Raw genomic sequence first — 17,753 nt, 5'->3', positions numbered from 1 at the left:
CGACTCCGCAACGGCCTCGGACAGCCCCCGGAGGACTTCGGACGACGAGCAGGGGCGCCCCGGCACGGCCCGAGGGTGCGCCACCACACCAGGAGGAACTGTGAACAGCGATCGGGACGGGAACCGCGGGGGCTGGGCGACACCCGGCGATGACCAGCCCGACGCGGAGTCCGTCGAGGCGACGGGCGAGTTCACCATCGACTACGCACCACCGGCCTGGTACACGCAGAACGCCTCCGGTGGCGGTGCGGGAGCCGCGGGCCCACCCCCGACGGGCTCCGGCGCGGTGCCCCGGCTGCCGGCGGGCAGCGGCTTCGAACCCCAGCAGCCCGAACCGCCCCGCCCGCAGGGCGAGGGGGCGGCGGACGACGCGGACCGGGTGACCGGCCCGGCCGCTCGGGCCGCGGTACCGCCCGCCCCGGTGGGCGGCGACGCCTACCCGCCGGACCCCGGAAACGGTGACCTGGAGAGCGGCGCCACGATGCGCTTCTCCGCCGCCGCCCTGAAGCAGGAGTTCGCACGGCGTGACGCCGCCGCTGAGGCGGAAGCCCGGTCCGCGGGGGCGGCGCGCCCCGAGGAGGGCGGCACGGAGCCCGGAGCGACGACCGGAACGACGGCCGGAACGACCGCCGCTTCGGAGGCCGCCGAAGCGTCGGCGGGACAGCCGGACACGGGCGGGCCCACCGGCGGACAGCACGGCGACGCGACCACCGCAGGGGGCGGGCAGCACGGCGACGCGGCCACCGCGTCCGGCGGCGCGCCGGAGGACCACGGCGGCGCGCGGATCGCCACGGCCGACGAGGGTCCCGGCCCGGAGGCCGACCGCGACGCCGCGGCCGGGCCGGACGGTTCCGGGCCGCACGGCTCCGGGCCGGACGGTGGCGGCACCGCTGCCGGTGCCGAGGGCCACGGTGGCGGCGTCCCTGCGGACGAGAACGCGAACGCGAACGCGGACACGAACGCGAACACGATCGCGGACACCGACGCGGACGAGGCGGTGCCGTCGGCGGGGGCAGCCGCAGCCGGTGCGCGACCCACCGTCGGAGCGGACCCGAGCGCCGGGGACGGAGCCGGGCAGCAGGACGGCGAGCACGCTCGGCCGGCGTCCGCCGACACCGGACAGGCGCCGGACGCCCAGCCCGGGTCCGAGGGGCCGGAGGGCTCCCGCCCGGAGGCGGAGGCCGCAGACGGCTCCACGCCGCCGGAGGGTGAGCCGGTGACCCCCGACGGCGCGACCGCCCCGCCCACGGCACCGCCCGCGTCGGCGCCGCCCGTCGAGGCGCACGGTGCCGACGCGCCGCAGGACGCCGTTCCGGCCACGGCCGACACGGCCCCGCCCGCCTGGGCTCCGCCCCCGCCCTCGCAGAACGTCCCACCGCTGCCCCCCGCCTACCCCGCGGCGCCCGCACCCGCGAGCCAGTGGCCGGCCCAGCCCCACGGGGTGCCGCAGCCCCCGGCCGCCCCGCAGGCGCCGGAACAGGAGGCACCGGCGGCCCAGGCACCGGCTCCGGCGCCCCAGCCGGAGGGCACCTCCCCGGCGCCGACCGCGCCGCAGCCGGGCGTCCCCGTCCAGCAGCCGCCCGCCTTCCCCCCGCAGGCCCCCCAGGCCCCGCACCCCGCGCCGGCCGCCTGGCAGACGCCTGCTGGCCCGGTGCCGCCGCAGCAGGGCCCGGGCCAGTCCGGCGCACCGGGTCAGGCCGCCCCGCAGCCGGGGTACGGGTTCCCGCAGGCCGGTACCCCCGGCCCCGGCGCACCCGCGGGTTACGGCTTCCCGCACACCCCTCCCCAGGCGGTCCCGTCGCCCAACCCCCCGGCCCAGCCGGGCGGTTACGGCTTCCCCCAGCAGCCGCCGCCCGCCCAGCCCGCTCAGCCTGCGCAGTCCGCGCAGCCTGCGCAGGAGGTGCCGGGGCAGCCCGGTGGCCCCGGGCAGCCGCAGCATCCGAGCGTGCCGCCGCAGGCACCCCGGCCGGACCAGCACGGGCAGGGCGGGCAGCCCGGGCAGCCGCCGGTCGACCCCCGGATCGGGGCCGCCTGGCCGCAGCCCGTGCAGCACGACCAGCGGCAGCCGACCAACCCCGGTGCGGCACCGCTCGGTTACACCGCGGCCGTGGAACTGTCCTCGGACCGCCTCCTCAACAACAAGAGGCAGAAGGCGAAGAGCAGCCGCCCCGCGGCCGGCGGCTCGCGCTTCAAGCTGGGCGGCAAGAAGGAGGAGGCGGAGCGGCAGCGCAAACTGGAGCTGATCCGCACGCCGGTGCTCTCCTGCTACCGCATCGCCGTCATCAGCCTGAAGGGCGGCGTCGGCAAGACGACCACGACGACCGCGCTCGGCTCCACCCTCGCCAGCGAGCGGCAGGACAAGATCCTCGCCATCGACGCCAACCCGGACGCGGGCACGCTCGGCCGGCGCGTGCGGCGGGAGACCGGGGCGACGATCCGCGACCTGGTCCAGGCGATCCCGTACCTCAACTCCTACATGGACATCCGGAGGTTCACCTCCCAGGCGTCCTCCGGTCTGGAGATCATCGCCAACGATGTGGACCCCGCGGTGTCCACGACGTTCAACGACGAGGACTACCGGCGCGCGATCGACGTGCTCGGCCGGCAGTACCCGATCATCCTCACCGACTCCGGCACGGGTCTGCTGTACAGCGCGATGCGCGGGGTGCTCGACCTGGCCGACCAGCTCATCATCATCTCCACACCGTCGGTGGACGGTGCGTCCAGCGCCAGTACGACGCTGGACTGGCTGTCGGCCCACGGGTACGCGGAGCTGGTCTCTCGGTCCCTGACGGTCATCTCCGGGGTCCGCGAGACCGGCAAGATGATCAAGGTGGACGACATCGTGTCCCACTTCAGGACGCGCTGCCGCGGTGTGGTGGTCGTGCCGTTCGACGAGCACCTGGCCGCCGGTGCGGAGGTCGACCTGGACATGATGCGGCCGAAGGTGCGGGAGGCGTACTTCAACCTGGCGGCGCTGGTGGCCGAGGACTTCGTCCGGCACCAGCAGGCGCACGGCCTGTGGACCTCCGACGGCAACCCGCCCCCGGTCGCCGCCCCGCCGCTGCCGGGACAGCCCGTGCCAGGTCAGCCCGGGCCAGGTCAGCCCGGGCCGGGACACCCCATGCCAGGGCAGCCCGTGCCGGGGCAGGCCGCCCCCGGACAGGGCGTGCCGGGCATGCCGTACCCGGGCGGAGCGCAGGCCCCCGGCCCGCAGCAGCCGCCCGCCGGAGGGCACCACACGCCCGGGTCCCAGGTCCCCGGTCAGCCCCAGGGCCCGGGCCCGTACCCGCAGCAGCCGTACGGAGCGCACCCCGGGCAACCGCACCCGCAGGCACCGCCGTACGCCCACCCGGCAGCGCCGGACCACCCGCAGGCCCAGCCTCCCCACGGGCACCCGGGGCAGCCGCCGGTCCCGCCGCATGCCGCCCACCCGCAGCCCCCGGCACCGGGGGCGGCTCCGGACCAGGCCTACCCCCTGGCCCAGCCGCATCCGCCGGCCCAGCCCCAGCCCCCGGCCGCCCCACCGGAGGCGCAGCCCCAGCAGGACCGGACCCCGCCGCCCCAGCAGTAGGGCGACCGGCCGGCACGGGAGGCGGCAACACCCGGCCGCCTCCCGCCGGGCAGCACCGCGCGCCCGTCCGCCCCTGCCCCGTCCGTCCTCCGATCGGCCCCTCCTCCAAGGGGCCGATCGGCCGTTTCCGCCCCTTCCGTAGGGTCAACCCCGTTTCCCCGCCCCTTCCCAGGCTCCGACCCCCGTTTCGGCCGCGCCCACCCCGCACACGCCCCTGTGCCCGGCCCACCCGTAGGACCCGGCCACCGTCCACACCCCGCCCCGGCCCCTTCACCGTCCACACCGCACTTCGCGCCGCCCGACGGCCGGATCCGGCCGTCAGCCCCTGGCCTGGAGTGCTTCAGTGGTCTCCGCCAATGGGCGGGAAATGCTCGCCAATTCGTTATTTCCGCAGGCCACATGGGGTGCACGCGCCGTTGACGGTGGCAGAGGGCGCTGATAGACACACTCATCACCCACCTGATCAACCCGTCCTTCCCGTGCGAGCGATGACGCGAGGTCAGCCCTCTTATGGACACGAACGATCAGTACGGCGGGCCCCCCGGCGGGCAGCGCCCCTCCCCCCACCCCCGGCCCCACCCCCGGCCCCCGCGCGGGTCGCTCCGCGGCGGTCCGCTGCGTGTCGTCGCGGTGGCCGGTGCGGCGGCGCTGACGCTGACCGCCGGGCTGGTGACACCGCTGAACCCGGCGCCCCAGCAGGCCGAGGCGGCCGACGACGGCAAGAAGGTGCTCACCGTCGCGGTGGCGCAGAGCGTCGACTCGCTCAGCCCGTTCCTCGCGGTGCGGCTGCTCAGTACGAGCATCCACCGGCTCACGTACGAGTACCTGACCAACTACGACCCCGAGGACAACCACGTCGTCCCCGGGCTGGCCACGAAGTGGGAGTCGTCGCCGGACAAGCTGACCTGGACGTACACCATCCGGTCGGACTCGACGTGGTCGGACGGGAAGCGGGCCACCGCCGAGGACGCGGCCTGGACGTTCAACACGATGATGACCGACGGGGGCGCGGCGACCGCCAACGGCAGCTTCGTCGCCAACTTCGAGAAGGTCACGGCGCCCAGCCCGACCGAACTGGTCATCCGGCTGAAGAAGCCGCAGGCCACGATGACGGCGCTGGACGTGCCGATCGTGCCCAAGCACGTGTGGGAGAAGGTCGACGACTACGCGAAGTTCAACAACGACCAGGACTTCCCCCTCGTCGGCAACGGGCCGTTCGTCCTCACCGACTACAAGGCCGACAGCTACGTGCGGCTGGAGCCCAACAAGGACTTCTGGCGCGGAGCGCCGAAGTTCGACGAGCTGGTCTTCCGGTACTACAAGGACCAGGACGCGGCCGTGTCGGCGCTGCGCAAGGGCGAGGTGTCGTTCGTCGCCGGTTCGCCGTCGCTGACCCCGGCGCAGGCGGCGTCGCTGAAGAAGGAGAAGAACATCCGGGTCAACGACGCGCCCGGGCGCCGCTTCTACGCCCTCGCCACGAACCCGGGCGCGAAGGCGAGGAACGGCGAGAAGATGGGCGACGGCCACCCCTCGCTGCTCGACCAGCGGGTGCGCAACGCGCTGTTCATGGCGGTGGACCGCGAGGCGATCATCGACAAGGTGTTCCAGGGGCACGCCGTGGAGGGGGCGGGTTACATACCCCCGCGCTTCTCGCAGTACTTCTGGGAGCCGTCCGCCGGCCAGGAGCTGGCGTACGACCCGGCGAAGGCGGCGGCGCTCCTCGACGAGGCGGGGTACCGGGAGAACGCCGACGGCAGGCGGGTCGGCAAGGACGGCGAGCCGATCACCTACCGGGTGCTGTGTCACGCCACCGACCCGAACGACAAGGCCATCGGCAAGTACCTGCAGGAGTGGTGGGGCGACCTCGGCATCGGGGTGCGGCTCAACTGCCTGGACAACGTGACCGATCCGTGGCTGGCGGGCGAGTACGACCTGGCGTTCGACGGCTGGTCGGTCAACCCCGACCCGGACTTCGTCCTGTCCATCCACACCTGTGCCGCCCTGCCGGCGACACCGAAGGACACCGGCGCCACCGACAACTTCATCTGCGACAAGACGTACGACGAGCTGTACGCACGCCAGCTCGCCGAGTACGACCCGGCCGAACGCGCCGATCTGGTACGGCAGATGCAGTCCCGGCTGTACGACCTCGGATACATGAACGTCATGGCGTACCCGAACGCCGTGGAGGCGTACCGCACGGACCACATCGAGTCGATCACCACGATGCCGGCGAAGGCGGGCAACATCTACGGCCAGGACGGCTATTGGAGCTGGTGGTCCGCGGTGCCGGCGGCCTCGGACGACTCGGGGGGCGGCTCCTCGTCGGCCGGTGTGGTCGTCGGGATCGTCGCGGGGGCCGTGGTCCTCGCGGGGCTGGGGGCGTTCGTGACGCTGCGGCGGCGGGCGACCGCCGACGACCGTGAGTAGGCGGCGGACGGGCGTCCGATGACCGCTGACGCAGCATCGGCGCCCGTGGAGGGCGCGCCGGCCGCCGGTCCGGTGAAGGGGGACGGACCGGCGGCCGGCCGCGGCGGCCCGCGGGCGCGCACCACGACCGGCTACCTGCGGTACGTGGCGGGCAAGCTGGCCGGCGCCGCCGTGTCGCTGTTCGCCGTCCTCGTCACGAGCTTCTTCCTCTTCCGGCTGATCCCGGGCGACCCGGTGAAGTTCATGACCGGCGGACGCCAGGTGTCGGCGGAACAACTGGACGCCTATCGGAGGGAGTTCGGGCTCGACCTGCCGATGTGGCAGCAGTTCACCGACTACTGCGGCAAGGCCCTCACCGGCGACCTGGGAACGTCGTACCAGTTCCGCGCCCCGGTGATCGACAAGATCACCGAGGCGCTGCCGAACACCCTGCTGCTGACCGGGACCGCCTTCGTCCTCTACACGGCGCTGGGTGTCCTGCTCGGCACGCGGGCGGCGTGGCGCAACGGGCGGCTCGGTGACCGGTTCCACACGGGTCTGGCGCTGGTCCTGTACTCCGTGCCGTCCTTCTGGCTCGGCCTGCTGCTGATCGTCACGCTGTCGGTCGGCGTCGGCCCGGTCCCGGGGCTGTTCCCGACCGGCGGCATGGAGTCCGGCGGCGAGGAGGGTTTCGCGTACGTGCTGGACGTGGCCCACCACCTGGTGCTGCCGGTGCTGACGCTGGTGGCGGTGGAGTACGGGCAGACGCTGCTGGTGACGCGGTCCGCGCTGCTCGACGAGATGGGCAGCGACTACCTGACCACCGCGCGGGCCAAGGGACTGCGCGACGACCTGGTGCGCCGTCGCCACGCCGTGCCCAACGCGCTGCTGCCGACCGTGACGCTCGTGTTCATCAACCTCGGGCGGACCGTGGCGGGCGTGATCCTGGTGGAGACGGTCTTCTCCTGGCCGGGGCTCGGCGGGCTGTTCTACCAGGCGCTGAGCGTGCCCGATCTGCCGCTGGTGCAGGGCCTGTTCTTCGTGTTCGCGGCCGCGGTGATCCTGATGAACACGCTGGCCGACCTGATCTATCCGCTGCTCGACCCCCGGGTGGGCCGATGACGACCGACCACGACGGCACGACCGACACGCCGGCGCCGGGCTCCGGTACCCCGGCCGGGGACCGGCCGCCGCCCGTCTCCTCGCCGCCTGCTTCCCCGCCCCGTGCTTCCCGGCCGCCTGCTTCCGCGCCGCCTGCCGACCCGTCGTCGGGCGGGCCCGCGCCCGTGCCCGCACAGGGGTCAGTGCCCACGCAGGGGTCCATGCCCGCGCAGGCATCCGCGCGGGCGCTGGCCCGGCAGCGGCGGCGCGCCTCGGTGGCCCGCTTCTGGCGGCAGTACCGCACCCACCGGGCGGGCGTCGCCGGACTGGCCGCGCTGCTGCTGGCCGGGGTGCTGGCGCTCGCCGCGCCGCTGCTGGTCGGCTCCGACGTCGACCAGGTGACGGACGCTCCCGGCGAGGCCCTGGAGAGCCCGAGTGCCGCGTTCCCGTTCGGCACCGACCGGTTCGGGCGGAACCTGCTCGGCCTGGTGGTCCAGGGCGCGCGGGTGTCGCTGCTGGTGGGGCTGCTCGCGGCTGTGCTGTCGGTGGCCATCGGCACGCTGATCGGGGTGACCGCGGGACACTTCCGCGGCTGGTACGCGACGGTGACGATGCGGATCACCGACTGGTTCCTGGTGATGCCGACCCTGGTGCTGGCGATCGCCCTGGCCAGTGTGATGCCCCGCTCGCTGGTCACCATCGTGGTGGCGATCGGGGTGACCACGTGGCCGACCACGGCCCGGCTGGTGCGCGCCCAGACGCTCGCGGTGGAGACCCGGCCCTACATCGAGCGGGCGCGGGCGCTGGGCGGCGGGCACTGGCACATCATGAGCCGGCACGTGCTGCCCAACGTGATGCCGCTGGTGCTGGCCCAGACGACCCTGATCATCTCGTCCGCGATCCTGGCCGAGGCGACCCTGGCCTTCCTCGGGCTCGGCGACCCCACGGTGGTGTCGTGGGGCGGGCTGCTCCAGGACGCCCGGGAGGCGGGCGCGGTCAGCTCCGGGCACTGGTGGTACCTGGTGCCGCCGGGGGTGGCCATCGCCTCGGTGGCACTGGCGTTCACGCTGTGCGGGCGGGCCGTGGAGTCCGTCCTCAACCCCAGGCTGGGGGTGGCCCGTTGAGTCTGCTGGAGGTCAGGGACCTGACCGTGACCTACGCGGGCGGGGTCGCCGCCGTGCGCGGTGTCGACCTGAGGCTGGAGGCGGGCCGGAAACTGGGGATCGCCGGGGAGTCCGGCTGCGGCAAGTCCACGCTGGCGCTGGCCCTGCTGCGGCTGCTGCCCCCGGGGACGCACACCGCCGGGCAGGTGCTGCTGGACGGCGAGGACGTGCTGGCCATGAAGTGGGGCCGGGTCCGGGCGGTCCGCTGGGCCGGCGCCTCGATCGTGTTCCAGGGCGCGATGCACTCCCTGAACCCCGTGCACCGGGTGGGCGACCAGATCGCCGAGCCCCTGCTGCTGCACCGCCGGGTGACCCCGGCCGAAGCACGGCGCAGGGCCGGGGAGTTGCTGGAACAGGTGGGGCTCCCGGCGGCGCGGGCGGCGGCCCATCCGCACGAACTGTCCGGTGGACAGCGGCAGCGGGTGATGATCGCCATGGCGCTGGCCTGCGATCCGCGGCTGATCATCGCGGACGAGCCGACCACCGCGCTCGACGTGATGATCCAGGCGCAGATCCTGCGGCTGATCGAACGGCTGGTCGCCGACCAGGACGTCGGCCTGATCATGATCAGCCATGACCTGGCGGTGCTGGCCGACACCTGCGACCGGCTGGCGGTGATGTACGCGGGCCGGGTCGTCGAGGAGGGCCCGGCCGACGCGGTCCACCGGGCCGCCGTCCACCCGTACGCCCGGGCCCTGTCGGCGGCGTTCCCCCGCATCGGCGACCCGGCGTCGCGCTTCGCGCCGCGCGGCCTCGCCGGGGATCCCCCGGACCCGTCGGCGCTGCCCTCCGGCTGCGCGTTCCACCCGCGGTGTCCGGTGGCGCTGGAGTCCTGCGCGGTGGACGACCAGCCGCTGCGCGGGGTGGACGCGGACCGGCGGGCCGCCTGCGTACGGGTCGGTGAGGACGCGACGGCCGCCGCCGCGGCGGTCCCCCTGCGGAAGGCGAGGCCCAGCACCCCATGACCACCTCCCCCACCACGACTCCCGCCGCCCCCCTGCTGAGTGCCCGGGGTCTGCGGGTCGCCTTCCCCGGGCGGCGCGGCGCGCCGGGCGCCCGCGCCGTGGACGGTGTCGACCTCGACATCCGCTCCGGTGAGATCGTCGCCCTGGTCGGCGAGTCGGGCTGCGGCAAGACGACGCTGGCCCGCGCGCTGCTGGGGCTGGTGCGGCCCACCGGCGGGCGGGTCACGTTCGACGGCGAGCCGCTGGACCACTCCGGGCGGGCCCTCAAGGCGTACCGCCGGCGCGTGCAGTTGGTGCTGCAGGACCCCAGCGGCTCGCTCAACCCCCGGCACACGGTGTACGACGCGGTCGCCGAGGGGCTGCGCATCCACGGCCACGGCGGTGACGAGCGGGCGGCGGTGGCGCACGCGCTGTCCCGGGCCGGGCTGCGGCCTCCCGAACGGTTCTTCCTGCGCTACCCGCACGAACTGTCCGGCGGCCAGCGGCAGCGGGTGGTGATCGCGGGCGCGCTGGTGCTGGAGCCCGAACTCCTCGTCGCCGACGAGCCGGTGGCCTCCCTGGACGCCTCGGTGCGCGGGGAGATCCTGGCCCTGCTGCTGCGCCTGCGGACCGAACTGGGCCTGTCCGCACTGGTGGTGACGCACGACCTGGGTCTGGCGTGGAACATCGCCGACCGGGTGGCGGTGATGTACCTGGGCCGGATCGTGGAGAACGGGGCGGTGGAGCAGGTGCTGACCGCTCCCCGGCACCCCTACACCCGGGCCCTGCTGTCGGTGCTGCCGGAGGCGCCGGGCGAGCCGGTGGTGCTCACCGGTGAACCGCCGGATCCGTCCCGCATCCCGGGCGGCTGCCGCTTCCACGCCCGCTGCCAGGTCCTGGCGACCGGCGAGGCGGACCGGGCCGGCGTCGCGGAGGCGTGCCGGACCGTGGACCCGGCGGTCCTGGACGGCGGCGACACGGCCCAGGTGGCCTGTCACTGGGCCCACACGACCGGCGTGCGGGAGACGGAGGACGACACCGCCGCGGAACACTGAGGCCGAGGGGGCCGGGGGCGCCGGGACGGACCGGGCACCGGCAACGGACGGACCGGGCACCGGGAGGCGGCCAGATACCGGGGCGAGCGGGTACCGGGACTCAGCACGTACCCGGGGGGAGCAGGTACCGGGAACGGTCCAGACCCCGGGGCCGGTCCAGCCTCCGGAGCCGGGGGGCAGGCACCGGGGTCGGAGTGCATACACCGGCGACGATCCGGGAGCCGGGCGCCGCGGGCGGCACGCAGGCGCCTCCGGGAGCCCTCACCCGGGCCCGGGGCACCCGGGACCCGTAGGGGGTGCGGACCGTCGGGCCGCGTCGCGCCCCGCTACGCCCGCTGTTCGGCCGCCGCGACCAGCTCGCGGCAGCGCTGCACGTCCCGGCCCATCTGCTCGACCAGGGCGTCGAGCGTGTCGAACGTGGCCTGGCCGCGGACGAAGGCCAGGAAGTCCACGGCGACGTGCAGGCCGTAGAGGTCGAGGCCGACGCGGTCGATGGCGTACGCCTCCACGGTGCGCTCGGTGCCGTCGAACTGCGGGTTGGTGCCCACGGAGATGGCGGCCGGCATGGCCTCCCCCTGGGCGTGCAGCCAGCCGGCGTACACGCCGTCGGCGGGGACGGCGGTGTGCGGGAGGGTCTCGACGTTGGCCGTCGGGAACCCCATCTCGCGCCCGCGCTGGGCGCCGCGCACGACGACGCCCTCCACGCGGTGCGGACGGCCCAGGATCTCGGCTGCGCCCTCGACGTCGCCCTCCGCGATCAGGCGCCGGGTCAGGGTGGACGAGAAGGGCTCGCCGCCGCCCGCCTCACCGGACACGAACAGGTCGACGACCTCGACCTCGAAGTCGTGGAGCTTGCCCTGCTCGGCGAGGAAGTCCACGGTGCCCGCGGCCCGGTGGCCGAAACGGAAGTTGGGGCCCTCGACGACCGCTTTGGCGTGCAGCCTGTCCACCAGCACCTTCGCCACGAAGTCGGCCGGGGAGAGCTTCGAGAACTCGGTGGTGAACGGCAGGATCAGGACCGCGTCCACGCCCAGCTCCGCCATGAGTTCCGCGCGCCGGTGGTGGGGGGCGAGCAGCGGCGGGTGGCTGCCGGGGCGGACCACTTCGCTGGGGTGCGGGTCGAAGGTGACGACGACGGCCGGGACGCCCAGGTCGCGGGCCCGGTCCACGGCGTGCCGGATGATCAGCTGGTGCCCGCGGTGCACTCCGTCGTAGGAGCCGATGGTGACGACGCTGCGCCCCCAGTCCTGGGGGATGTCCTCCAAGCCACGCCAGCGCTGCACTGTGCCTGCTCCTTGTCGAAACCTTGTCGAGCCGAGTCCGTGGACGTCGCGTGGACTTCTTTCCGCGCAGGTCTAAGGGTGCCATGCCGCCCCGCCGGGACGCGCAGCGGCATGCTCGCAGGGGCGCTCACCCGGGCCGCCGGCCCCGCCCCGCCACCCCGCGCCCGGTTCACACCGGGACGCGCGCGCCCACCACGTCCTCGACGGTCCGGCGGGCGCCGGGGCCGATCAGCGGCGCCCACACGCCCGGGGCGTCGGACAGCAGGCCGGCCAGCGCCGCGGCGAAGCCCGGGACATGGCGGGCCAGGTCGGCCAGGGCCCGGTCGAGGCGGGCGGCGCCGTCCGCGGTGCGGGCGAGCAGGAGGCCGGTGCGGTGGACGAGGTCGCGCAGGTCCGGGCCGGTGGTGCGGGCGGCGGCGTGCAGCACCGCGGTCAGGACGTCGGGGTCCTGCTCGCGGGCGAGCAGGGTGTCCAGCAGGACGCGGCGCAGCGGCCGGGAGGCGGGTGTGCCGGGGTCGGCGAGGAGGCCGGCGAGGGCCGCCCGCAGCGGGGCGGGGCCGCCGTCGAGCAGTCCGGCGAGCAGCGGGAACAGGACGTCCTGGGCGGCGGGTCCGCCGTTCAGGCGCCGCTCGGCGTACCCGGCGATGGGTCCGGCGAGTTCCGGGCGCCGTCGCACGGCGTCCCGCAGCAGCGCGGCGACCCGGCCGGCCAGGCCCGGGGTGGTGGCGTCGCCCAGGGCACGGAGGGTCTCGTCGGCGTCCGCCCGCGTGAGCCGGGCCCCGAAGGCGGCGAGGACCGGCCCGGGGTGCGTGATGAGGGCGCCGGTCAGTGCGTCCGGGGGGAGCTGCGGGTCCCCGGCCGCGAAGTGCTCCAGGGCGCGGGCCAGGTGCTCGTCCCGGCTGCTCGGGTCGCGGACCAGCAGGGCGAGCGCGCCGCCGTGCGGGGCGGGGTCGTCGGCGCGGTCGAGCAGGGCCAGGGCGGCCCGCCGCAGCAGGGCGCGGTCGGCGCCGTCGCGGGCGTACGGGACGACGCGCAGCCCGTGGGTCACGGCCAGGGCCCGGCGCGCGGACCGCCCGTCGTGCGCCCACCGGTGGACGGCGCGGCAGACGGCGCCGGGTTCCTCCTCGGCGAGGACGGCCAGCAGTTGTTGGGCCCGGCGGTGCGCGCTGTCGGCGAGCGCCTCGGTGAGGGCGTCGGGGGCGCGGTCGCGGTGGGTGTGCAGCAGGACCTGTGCGGCCGTCGCCACGGTCGCGTGCGGGGTGGCGGGCAGCGGCCGTTCGTCGTCGAACCAGCGGACGAGCTGGGGGATGACGTCGACGGGGGCGGCCGTGAGCAGCCGGGCGGCGGCGTCGAGGAAGCGCGGGCCGGTCTCGCACGGCGGGCCGTCGGCGGGGACGAGCCGCCGCAGCAGGGCGAAGCGGGTGTCGGGCGGCAGCGGGACGGTGCTCCAGAAGTCCGGGCCGAGCTCGGCGGGCACCGGGCGGCGCTGCTCCCGCCAGGCGACCACGCGGTGGGCCAGCAGCCCGAGGACCGCCGTGCAGGGCGTGGCGTCGGGCACCCGGGTGAGGGTGGCGGAGAGCAGCCGGGCGGCCCACCAGGAGGCCGGGTCGGCGTCCAGGGCGTGCACCAGGTCGGCGAGCCGGGAGGCGAGCGGGCCGGGGCCGCCGCGACGTCCGAGGCGCAGCAGGGCCTCCACGACGGGGCCGGCCCGGTGGTGCGGGACGGGGACGCGGTCCGGGTCGCCGGCGGGGCGGGGGGCGTGGACCAGAGCGCGCAGGGCCTCGTCCAGGTCGAGGTGGACGCCCTGGATCCAGTCGGCGAACTCCTCGTGGGCGAAGCGGTATCCGGCTCCCGCGGGCACCAGGACGCCCTCGGTCAGCACGGCGGTGGCCCAGCCGGTGCCCCCGCCGAGGTGGGCGGGGGCGGGGCCCCAGGGGAACAGCTCCTCGAACGCGGTCCGCTCCAGTTCCCCCTGGCCCGGCCCGAGGCTGCGCCGTGCGGCCTCGTGCAGCTGCCCGGCGACGCGGGCGGCGAGGCGGCGGACGGCGGTGCCGCGCAGGCCGTTCCCGGCGGCGAGGCGGACCGCGACGCGCAGGCACATCAGGTCCAGGTGGGCGGAGAAGAGGGCGTCGCGGTCGACGGGCACGCCGGGTGTGCCGCCGAGCGCGTCCCGGATCTCCGACAGCAGCCGGAGGGCGAGGGGGTGCCGGGCGTCGGCACCGGTGAGGACGTCGTCGGGCAGGCCGAGGTGGGCGCGGGCGCGCCGGGCCTCCTCGGCCGACAGGTCGCCGAGGGGCACGTGGGCGGGGGCCGGGTCGGCGCGGTCCGCCGTGTCCCGGGCCGCGTGCAGCAGGCCGGCGGGGAAGCGGGGCGCGGCGTCGTCCCAGAACTCCGGGCGGCAGGCGACCACCAGGCGGATGCCCGTCGTCCGCAGCCAGCGCACGGTGCCGTCGGTCCACGCGGCGAGACGGTGGGCGAGGACGGGGGGCATCTCCTCGGGGCCGTCGAGGAGGACGGTCAGGGGGCGTCCGGCGGCGCGGGCCAGGGCGGCGAGGTGCTCGGGCCCGGTGTCGCCGAGGCCGTCCGGGCCGGCCGGCAGGGGGCTGCGGGAAGCGGCCACGATGCGGGCGGCCCGGTCCAGGGCGCGGCGGGCGGCGTCGGCGAGGGAGGTGTCGTCCTGGTGGAGGTCGGCACCGCGCAGCCAGAGCGTGGGCCGGCCGTCCCGGTGGCGGCGGGCGGCGTACGCGGCGAGTTCGGTGGTGCGGCCGCTGCCGGGCGGGCCGACGAGGGCGAGCACGGTCGCCGGACCCTGCTCGAAGGCGGTGAACTCCGCCGTCACGCCCGCCCGTTCGATGCGGGGCACGCCGCCGGGCGCGCCGGTGTCCCCGGTGAGGACGCCCGGGGGGCCGTCCTGCGCGACGGAGGTGGCGGTGAGGTGCAGGACCCCGGCGACGTTCAGGTCGGCGCCGTAGGCGGGGACCGTGGTGGCGTTCCGGGCCAGGAGGGCGGCGAGCGGGCCGTCGGCCCGGCGGGCACCGGCGGCGGTGCCGTCCGCCCGGCCGGGGGCGTCCGCCGCCGTGGTGGGGACCGGTGAGCGCAGGGGGACGGCGAAGCCGCTGTCGCGGTGCGGGGAGCGCAGCGCGGTGCCGAGCACCCCGAGCACGGCGCCGGTCCGGGCGTCGAGCACGGGCCCGCCGGCCGCTCCGCCGCCCAGCCGCAACGCGTCCCGTCCCGCGGTGCCGATGGCCAGTTCGAGGGCGTCGTCGAGGTGGTGGGAGCGGTCGGTGGCGGTGTACGTGACGGCCGTGGCGCCCAGGACGCGGGCCTCGCGCCAGCAGCCGGCGGCGAGCGTCACATAGGTGCCGCTGTCGATCCGGTCGCGGACGGTGACGGGCAGCGGGTCGAGGCCGAGGCCGTCGGTGCGGACCAGGGCGAGGTCGAGGGCGGGCAGCGGGGTGACGGCGTCGGCGTCGACCACGCAGTGCCGGTCGTCCGGGGCGCGCAGGACGAGGCGGGGCAGTCCGTCGACGGCCTCGTGACTGGTGATCACCGTGCCGTGGTGGTCGGCGAGGAAGCCGGTGCCGCGCGGTCGCCCGGCGAGGTCGTGGACCCGGACCAGCAGGTCCTCCGGGGGCGGTGGCCCGAGGGGGGTGTCCCCGGCGTGGGTGTCCCCGGCGTCCGGAGCGGTGCCCGGCGCGTGGGAGGTGTCGAGACCGCGAGGGAGCCGGTGGCGCGATGTCATCGAGCTCATCGCCGAACCTCCCCGCCGTACTGCCTTACCACCGTGCCTGTGTTCTGGACAGTAGGCCACGATGATCAGCGGGAAACGCCCTTCGGCGAACGCGCCCCCTTCCGCTCCCCCGGTTCACTCCGAGCGCCTGCACGTACGGGTGAACAAAGGATGCCTGGTGGATACACCCTAGGGGTGGGGGAACCGAGGGGGACCGTGGAGCGGCGGCAGGGGGAGTCCCGTGACGCCGCTCCACGGACGGGACCGGCAGCACAGGCCGCCCGTGGCGGGCTCGTACCGGCATGGCGGCGCCCGACGGACCGGCCGCGTGGAGGAGACGAGTCGACGCATCGACGGGTCGATGGGTCGATGGGTCGACAGGGGGACACATCGACAGGGCCGTCATCGACAGGGCGACGCACCGCGTCGGCCGGGTCCTCGTCCGCGGGGCGACGGACCCCCTCCGCAGGCCGACAGCCCGCATCCGCGGCGGGGCACTTGACGGACCGACGGCCCAACTCGCCCGCCAGCGAGCCGACCGGCGGGCGAGCGGACCGACCGGCGGGCGAGCGGACCGACCGGTGGGCCGGCGAGCCGACCGGACCGACCGGCGGGCAAGCGCGACCGACGAGCAACCGAGCCGCCCGGCGAGCAACCGGACCGCCCGGCGAGCAACCGAGCCGATCAGGCGGCCGACCGGTGGGCAAGCCCGCAGGGCAGACGCATGTTCCACCCCCCTCCCGGGCGGGCGCCGCGGGCCGTCAGCGTCAGGCGAAGACGGCCAGGCTCTTGGCCTTGCCCTTGTGCTCCTCGACCAGGGCGAGCAGGCCGCCCTCCGGGCCGAAGACGGCCACCGGACCGGTGCCCGCGTACATCTCGGGCATCTCCAGCCGCACCCCGTTGGTGAGCAGCCGGGCGTGCCGGGCGTCGACGTCCCAGCGGGGGAACGCGGCCGCCGCCGCCTCGGCGATCGGCATGACGGTGAGGTCCTGCTGCAACTGGTCCAGGGTCCGCGCCGCGTCGAGACGGTAGGGGCCGACGCGGGTGCGGCGCAGCGCGGTGAGGTGGCCGCCGACCCCGAGTCCGGCGCCCAGGTCGCGGGCGAGGGCCCGGATGTAGGTGCCGGAAGAGCAGACGACGGAGACGACCAGGTCGAGCACCGGGGTGCCGTCCTCGGCGACGGCTTCCCGCACGTCGTACAGGTCGAACGAGGAGACCGTGACCGGCCGGGCCGGGATGTCGAAGTCCTCGCCCTCGCGGGCCCGCTTGTAGGACCGCACGCCGTTGATCTTGATGGCGCTGACCTTCGACGGGACCTGCATGATGTCCCCGGTCAGTGCGGCGATCCCGGCGTCGAGGGCCTCGCGGGTGACCTTCGAGGCGTCGGTGGAGGAGGTGATGTCCCCCTCGGCGTCGTCGGTGACGGTGTCCTGCCCGAGCCGGACGGTGCCGAGGTACTCCTTCTCCGTCAGCGCCAGGTGGCCGAGCAGTTTGGTGGCCCTCTCGACGCCGAGCACGAGGACGCCCGTCGCCATCGGGTCGAGGGTGCCGGCGTGACCGACCCGGCGGGTGCGTGCGATGCCCCGCATCTTGGCGACCACGTCGTGCGAAGTGAAGCCCGACGGCTTGTCGACGATGACAAGGCCGTCGGGCGTGGGGGGTTTCTGCGTCATTCGGCGGTGTCGTCCGTCTCGTCCTCGTCCGGCTTGCGGTACGGGTCGGCCTCGCCGGCGTACGCGGCGCCCGCGGACGCCTCGCGCACCTTGGCGTCGGACTGGCGCGCCTTGTCGAGGAGGTCCTCGATGTTGCGTGCCGTGTCCGGGAGGGCGTCCATGACGAAGGTCAGCGTGGGCGTGAACTTCACGCCGGCAGCGCGGCCCACCTCGGAGCGCAGCACGCCCTTGGCGCTCTCCAGGCCCGCCGCGGCGGCCTGGCGCTCCTCGTCGTCCCCGTACACCGTGTAGAAGACGGTCGCCTCCCGCAGGTCACCCGTGACCCGGGTGTCCGTGATGGTGACGTGCGTGCCGAGCCGCGGGTCCTTGATCCCGCGCTGCAGCTTCTGGGCCACCACCTCTCGGATGAGGTCCGCCAGCCTTTTCGCCCGCGCGTTGTCGGCCACTGGTCCGTCTCCCGTTCTTTCCTGATCTCGTTCTCGACAGCCTGGTCGTCAGTCGTCGTCTTCGCCGTGGAAGCGCCGCCTGACGGACAGCAGTTCCACTTCCGGATGCCCGGCGACCAGCCGCTCGCACCGATCCAGCACGTCGGTGATGTGCCCCGCGTCGCCGGAGACCACCGCGAGGCCGATGAGCGCCCTGCGATGGAGGTCCAGATGGTCCACCTCGGCCGCGCTCACCGCGTACTTGCGCTGGAGTTCGGCGACGATCGGGCGGACGACGGAGCGCTTCTCCTTCAGCGACCGGACGTCGCCGAGGAGGAGGTCGAAGGACAGCGTCCCCACATACATGTGCAACCGGTTCACCCGCCGGCACGGGAT

The 17,753-nt window shown here is 75.4% G+C and carries 11 protein-coding genes; 6 read left to right on the top strand and 5 right to left on the bottom strand.

Annotated elements, in window-relative coordinates; translation table 11 throughout:
• Positions 1–100: 100 nt before the first annotated feature.
• The 6 genes from AC02VZ_RS23870 to AC02VZ_RS23845 all read left to right on the top strand — a co-directional run bounded on the left by AC02VZ_RS23870 (position 101) and on the right by AC02VZ_RS23845 (position 10,246).
• On the top strand, positions 101–3,574 hold the full coding sequence (locus AC02VZ_RS23870) for an SCO5717 family growth-regulating ATPase (protein ID WP_476476354.1): 3,474 nt from the start codon (positions 101–103) through the stop codon (positions 3,572–3,574).
• 510 nt (positions 3,575–4,084) lie between these two features.
• Positions 4,085–6,004, top strand: a complete 1,920-nt coding sequence (locus AC02VZ_RS23865) for an ABC transporter substrate-binding protein (RefSeq protein WP_476476353.1) — start codon at positions 4,085–4,087, stop codon at positions 6,002–6,004.
• An 18-nt stretch (positions 6,005–6,022) separates the two neighbouring features.
• Positions 6,023–7,105: an ABC transporter permease gene (locus AC02VZ_RS23860; RefSeq protein WP_432057806.1), complete on the top strand. Its 1,083-nt coding sequence runs from the start codon at positions 6,023–6,025 to the stop codon at positions 7,103–7,105.
• 200 nt (positions 7,106–7,305) lie between these two features.
• Positions 7,306–8,208: an ABC transporter permease gene (locus AC02VZ_RS23855; protein ID WP_432057805.1), complete on the top strand. Its 903-nt coding sequence runs from the start codon at positions 7,306–7,308 to the stop codon at positions 8,206–8,208.
• Positions 8,205–9,212 carry an ABC transporter ATP-binding protein gene (locus AC02VZ_RS23850; protein WP_432057804.1) on the top strand — a complete coding sequence of 336 codons (1,008 nt, stop codon included), beginning with the start codon at positions 8,205–8,207 and terminating at the stop codon, positions 9,210–9,212. The genes AC02VZ_RS23855 and AC02VZ_RS23850 overlap by 4 nt, the downstream gene beginning before the upstream one ends.
• On the top strand, positions 9,209–10,246 hold the full coding sequence (locus tag AC02VZ_RS23845; protein WP_432057803.1) for an ABC transporter ATP-binding protein: 1,038 nt from the start codon (positions 9,209–9,211) through the stop codon (positions 10,244–10,246). Before AC02VZ_RS23850 ends, AC02VZ_RS23845 begins: the two co-directional genes overlap by 4 nt.
• A gap of 326 nt (positions 10,247–10,572) precedes the next feature.
• On the opposite strand, the gene AC02VZ_RS23840 is transcribed toward AC02VZ_RS23845, so the two are convergent.
• The 5 genes from AC02VZ_RS23840 to AC02VZ_RS23820 all read right to left on the bottom strand — a co-directional run bounded on the left by AC02VZ_RS23840 (position 10,573) and on the right by AC02VZ_RS23820 (position 17,723).
• Positions 10,573–11,529: a bifunctional riboflavin kinase/FAD synthetase gene (locus AC02VZ_RS23840; RefSeq protein ID WP_432057802.1), complete on the bottom strand. Its 957-nt coding sequence runs from the start codon at positions 11,527–11,529 to the stop codon at positions 10,573–10,575.
• Between the two features lie 169 nt (positions 11,530–11,698).
• On the bottom strand, positions 11,699–15,271 hold the full coding sequence (locus AC02VZ_RS23835) for a trypsin-like peptidase domain-containing protein (protein ID WP_476476364.1): 3,573 nt from the start codon (positions 15,269–15,271) through the stop codon (positions 11,699–11,701).
• A gap of 755 nt (positions 15,272–16,026) precedes the next feature.
• Positions 16,027–16,932, bottom strand: coding sequence for a tRNA pseudouridine(55) synthase TruB (gene truB, locus AC02VZ_RS23830; protein ID WP_432057801.1), 906 nt, complete (start codon positions 16,930–16,932; stop codon positions 16,027–16,029).
• Positions 16,929–17,378: a 30S ribosome-binding factor RbfA gene (gene rbfA, locus AC02VZ_RS23825; protein ID WP_432057800.1), complete on the bottom strand. Its 450-nt coding sequence runs from the start codon at positions 17,376–17,378 to the stop codon at positions 16,929–16,931. Before rbfA ends, truB begins: the two co-directional genes overlap by 4 nt.
• A gap of 48 nt (positions 17,379–17,426) precedes the next feature.
• Positions 17,427–17,723, bottom strand: a complete 297-nt coding sequence (locus AC02VZ_RS23820) for a DUF503 domain-containing protein (RefSeq protein WP_362101735.1) — start codon at positions 17,721–17,723, stop codon at positions 17,427–17,429.
• Between the last annotated feature and the right edge of the window lie 30 nt (positions 17,724–17,753).

The organism is Streptomyces sp. 3-6, from assembly GCF_056323165.1.
The sequence above is the reverse complement of the archived record's forward strand: the minus strand, read 5'-3'. Positions and strand labels throughout refer to the sequence as shown.

Excerpts from the sequence above, each read along its gene's own strand:
- AC02VZ_RS23865 (WP_476476353.1), top strand. The coding sequence starts at position 4,085 with ATGGACACGAACGATCAGTACGGCGGGCCCCCCGGCGGGCAGCGCCCC.
- AC02VZ_RS23860 (WP_432057806.1), top strand. The coding sequence starts at position 6,023 with ATGACCGCTGACGCAGCATCGGCGCCCGTGGAGGGCGCGCCGGCCGCC.
- AC02VZ_RS23855 (WP_432057805.1), top strand. The coding sequence starts at position 7,306 with ATGCCCGCGCAGGCATCCGCGCGGGCGCTGGCCCGGCAGCGGCGGCGC.
- AC02VZ_RS23845 (WP_432057803.1), top strand. The coding sequence starts at position 9,209 with ATGACCACCTCCCCCACCACGACTCCCGCCGCCCCCCTGCTGAGTGCC.
- AC02VZ_RS23835 (WP_476476364.1), bottom strand. The coding sequence starts at position 15,271 with ATGACATCGCGCCACCGGCTCCCTCGCGGTCTCGACACCTCCCACGCG.
- truB (WP_432057801.1), bottom strand. The coding sequence starts at position 16,932 with ATGACGCAGAAACCCCCCACGCCCGACGGCCTTGTCATCGTCGACAAG.
- AC02VZ_RS23820 (WP_362101735.1), bottom strand. The coding sequence starts at position 17,723 with ATGTATGTGGGGACGCTGTCCTTCGACCTCCTCCTCGGCGACGTCCGG.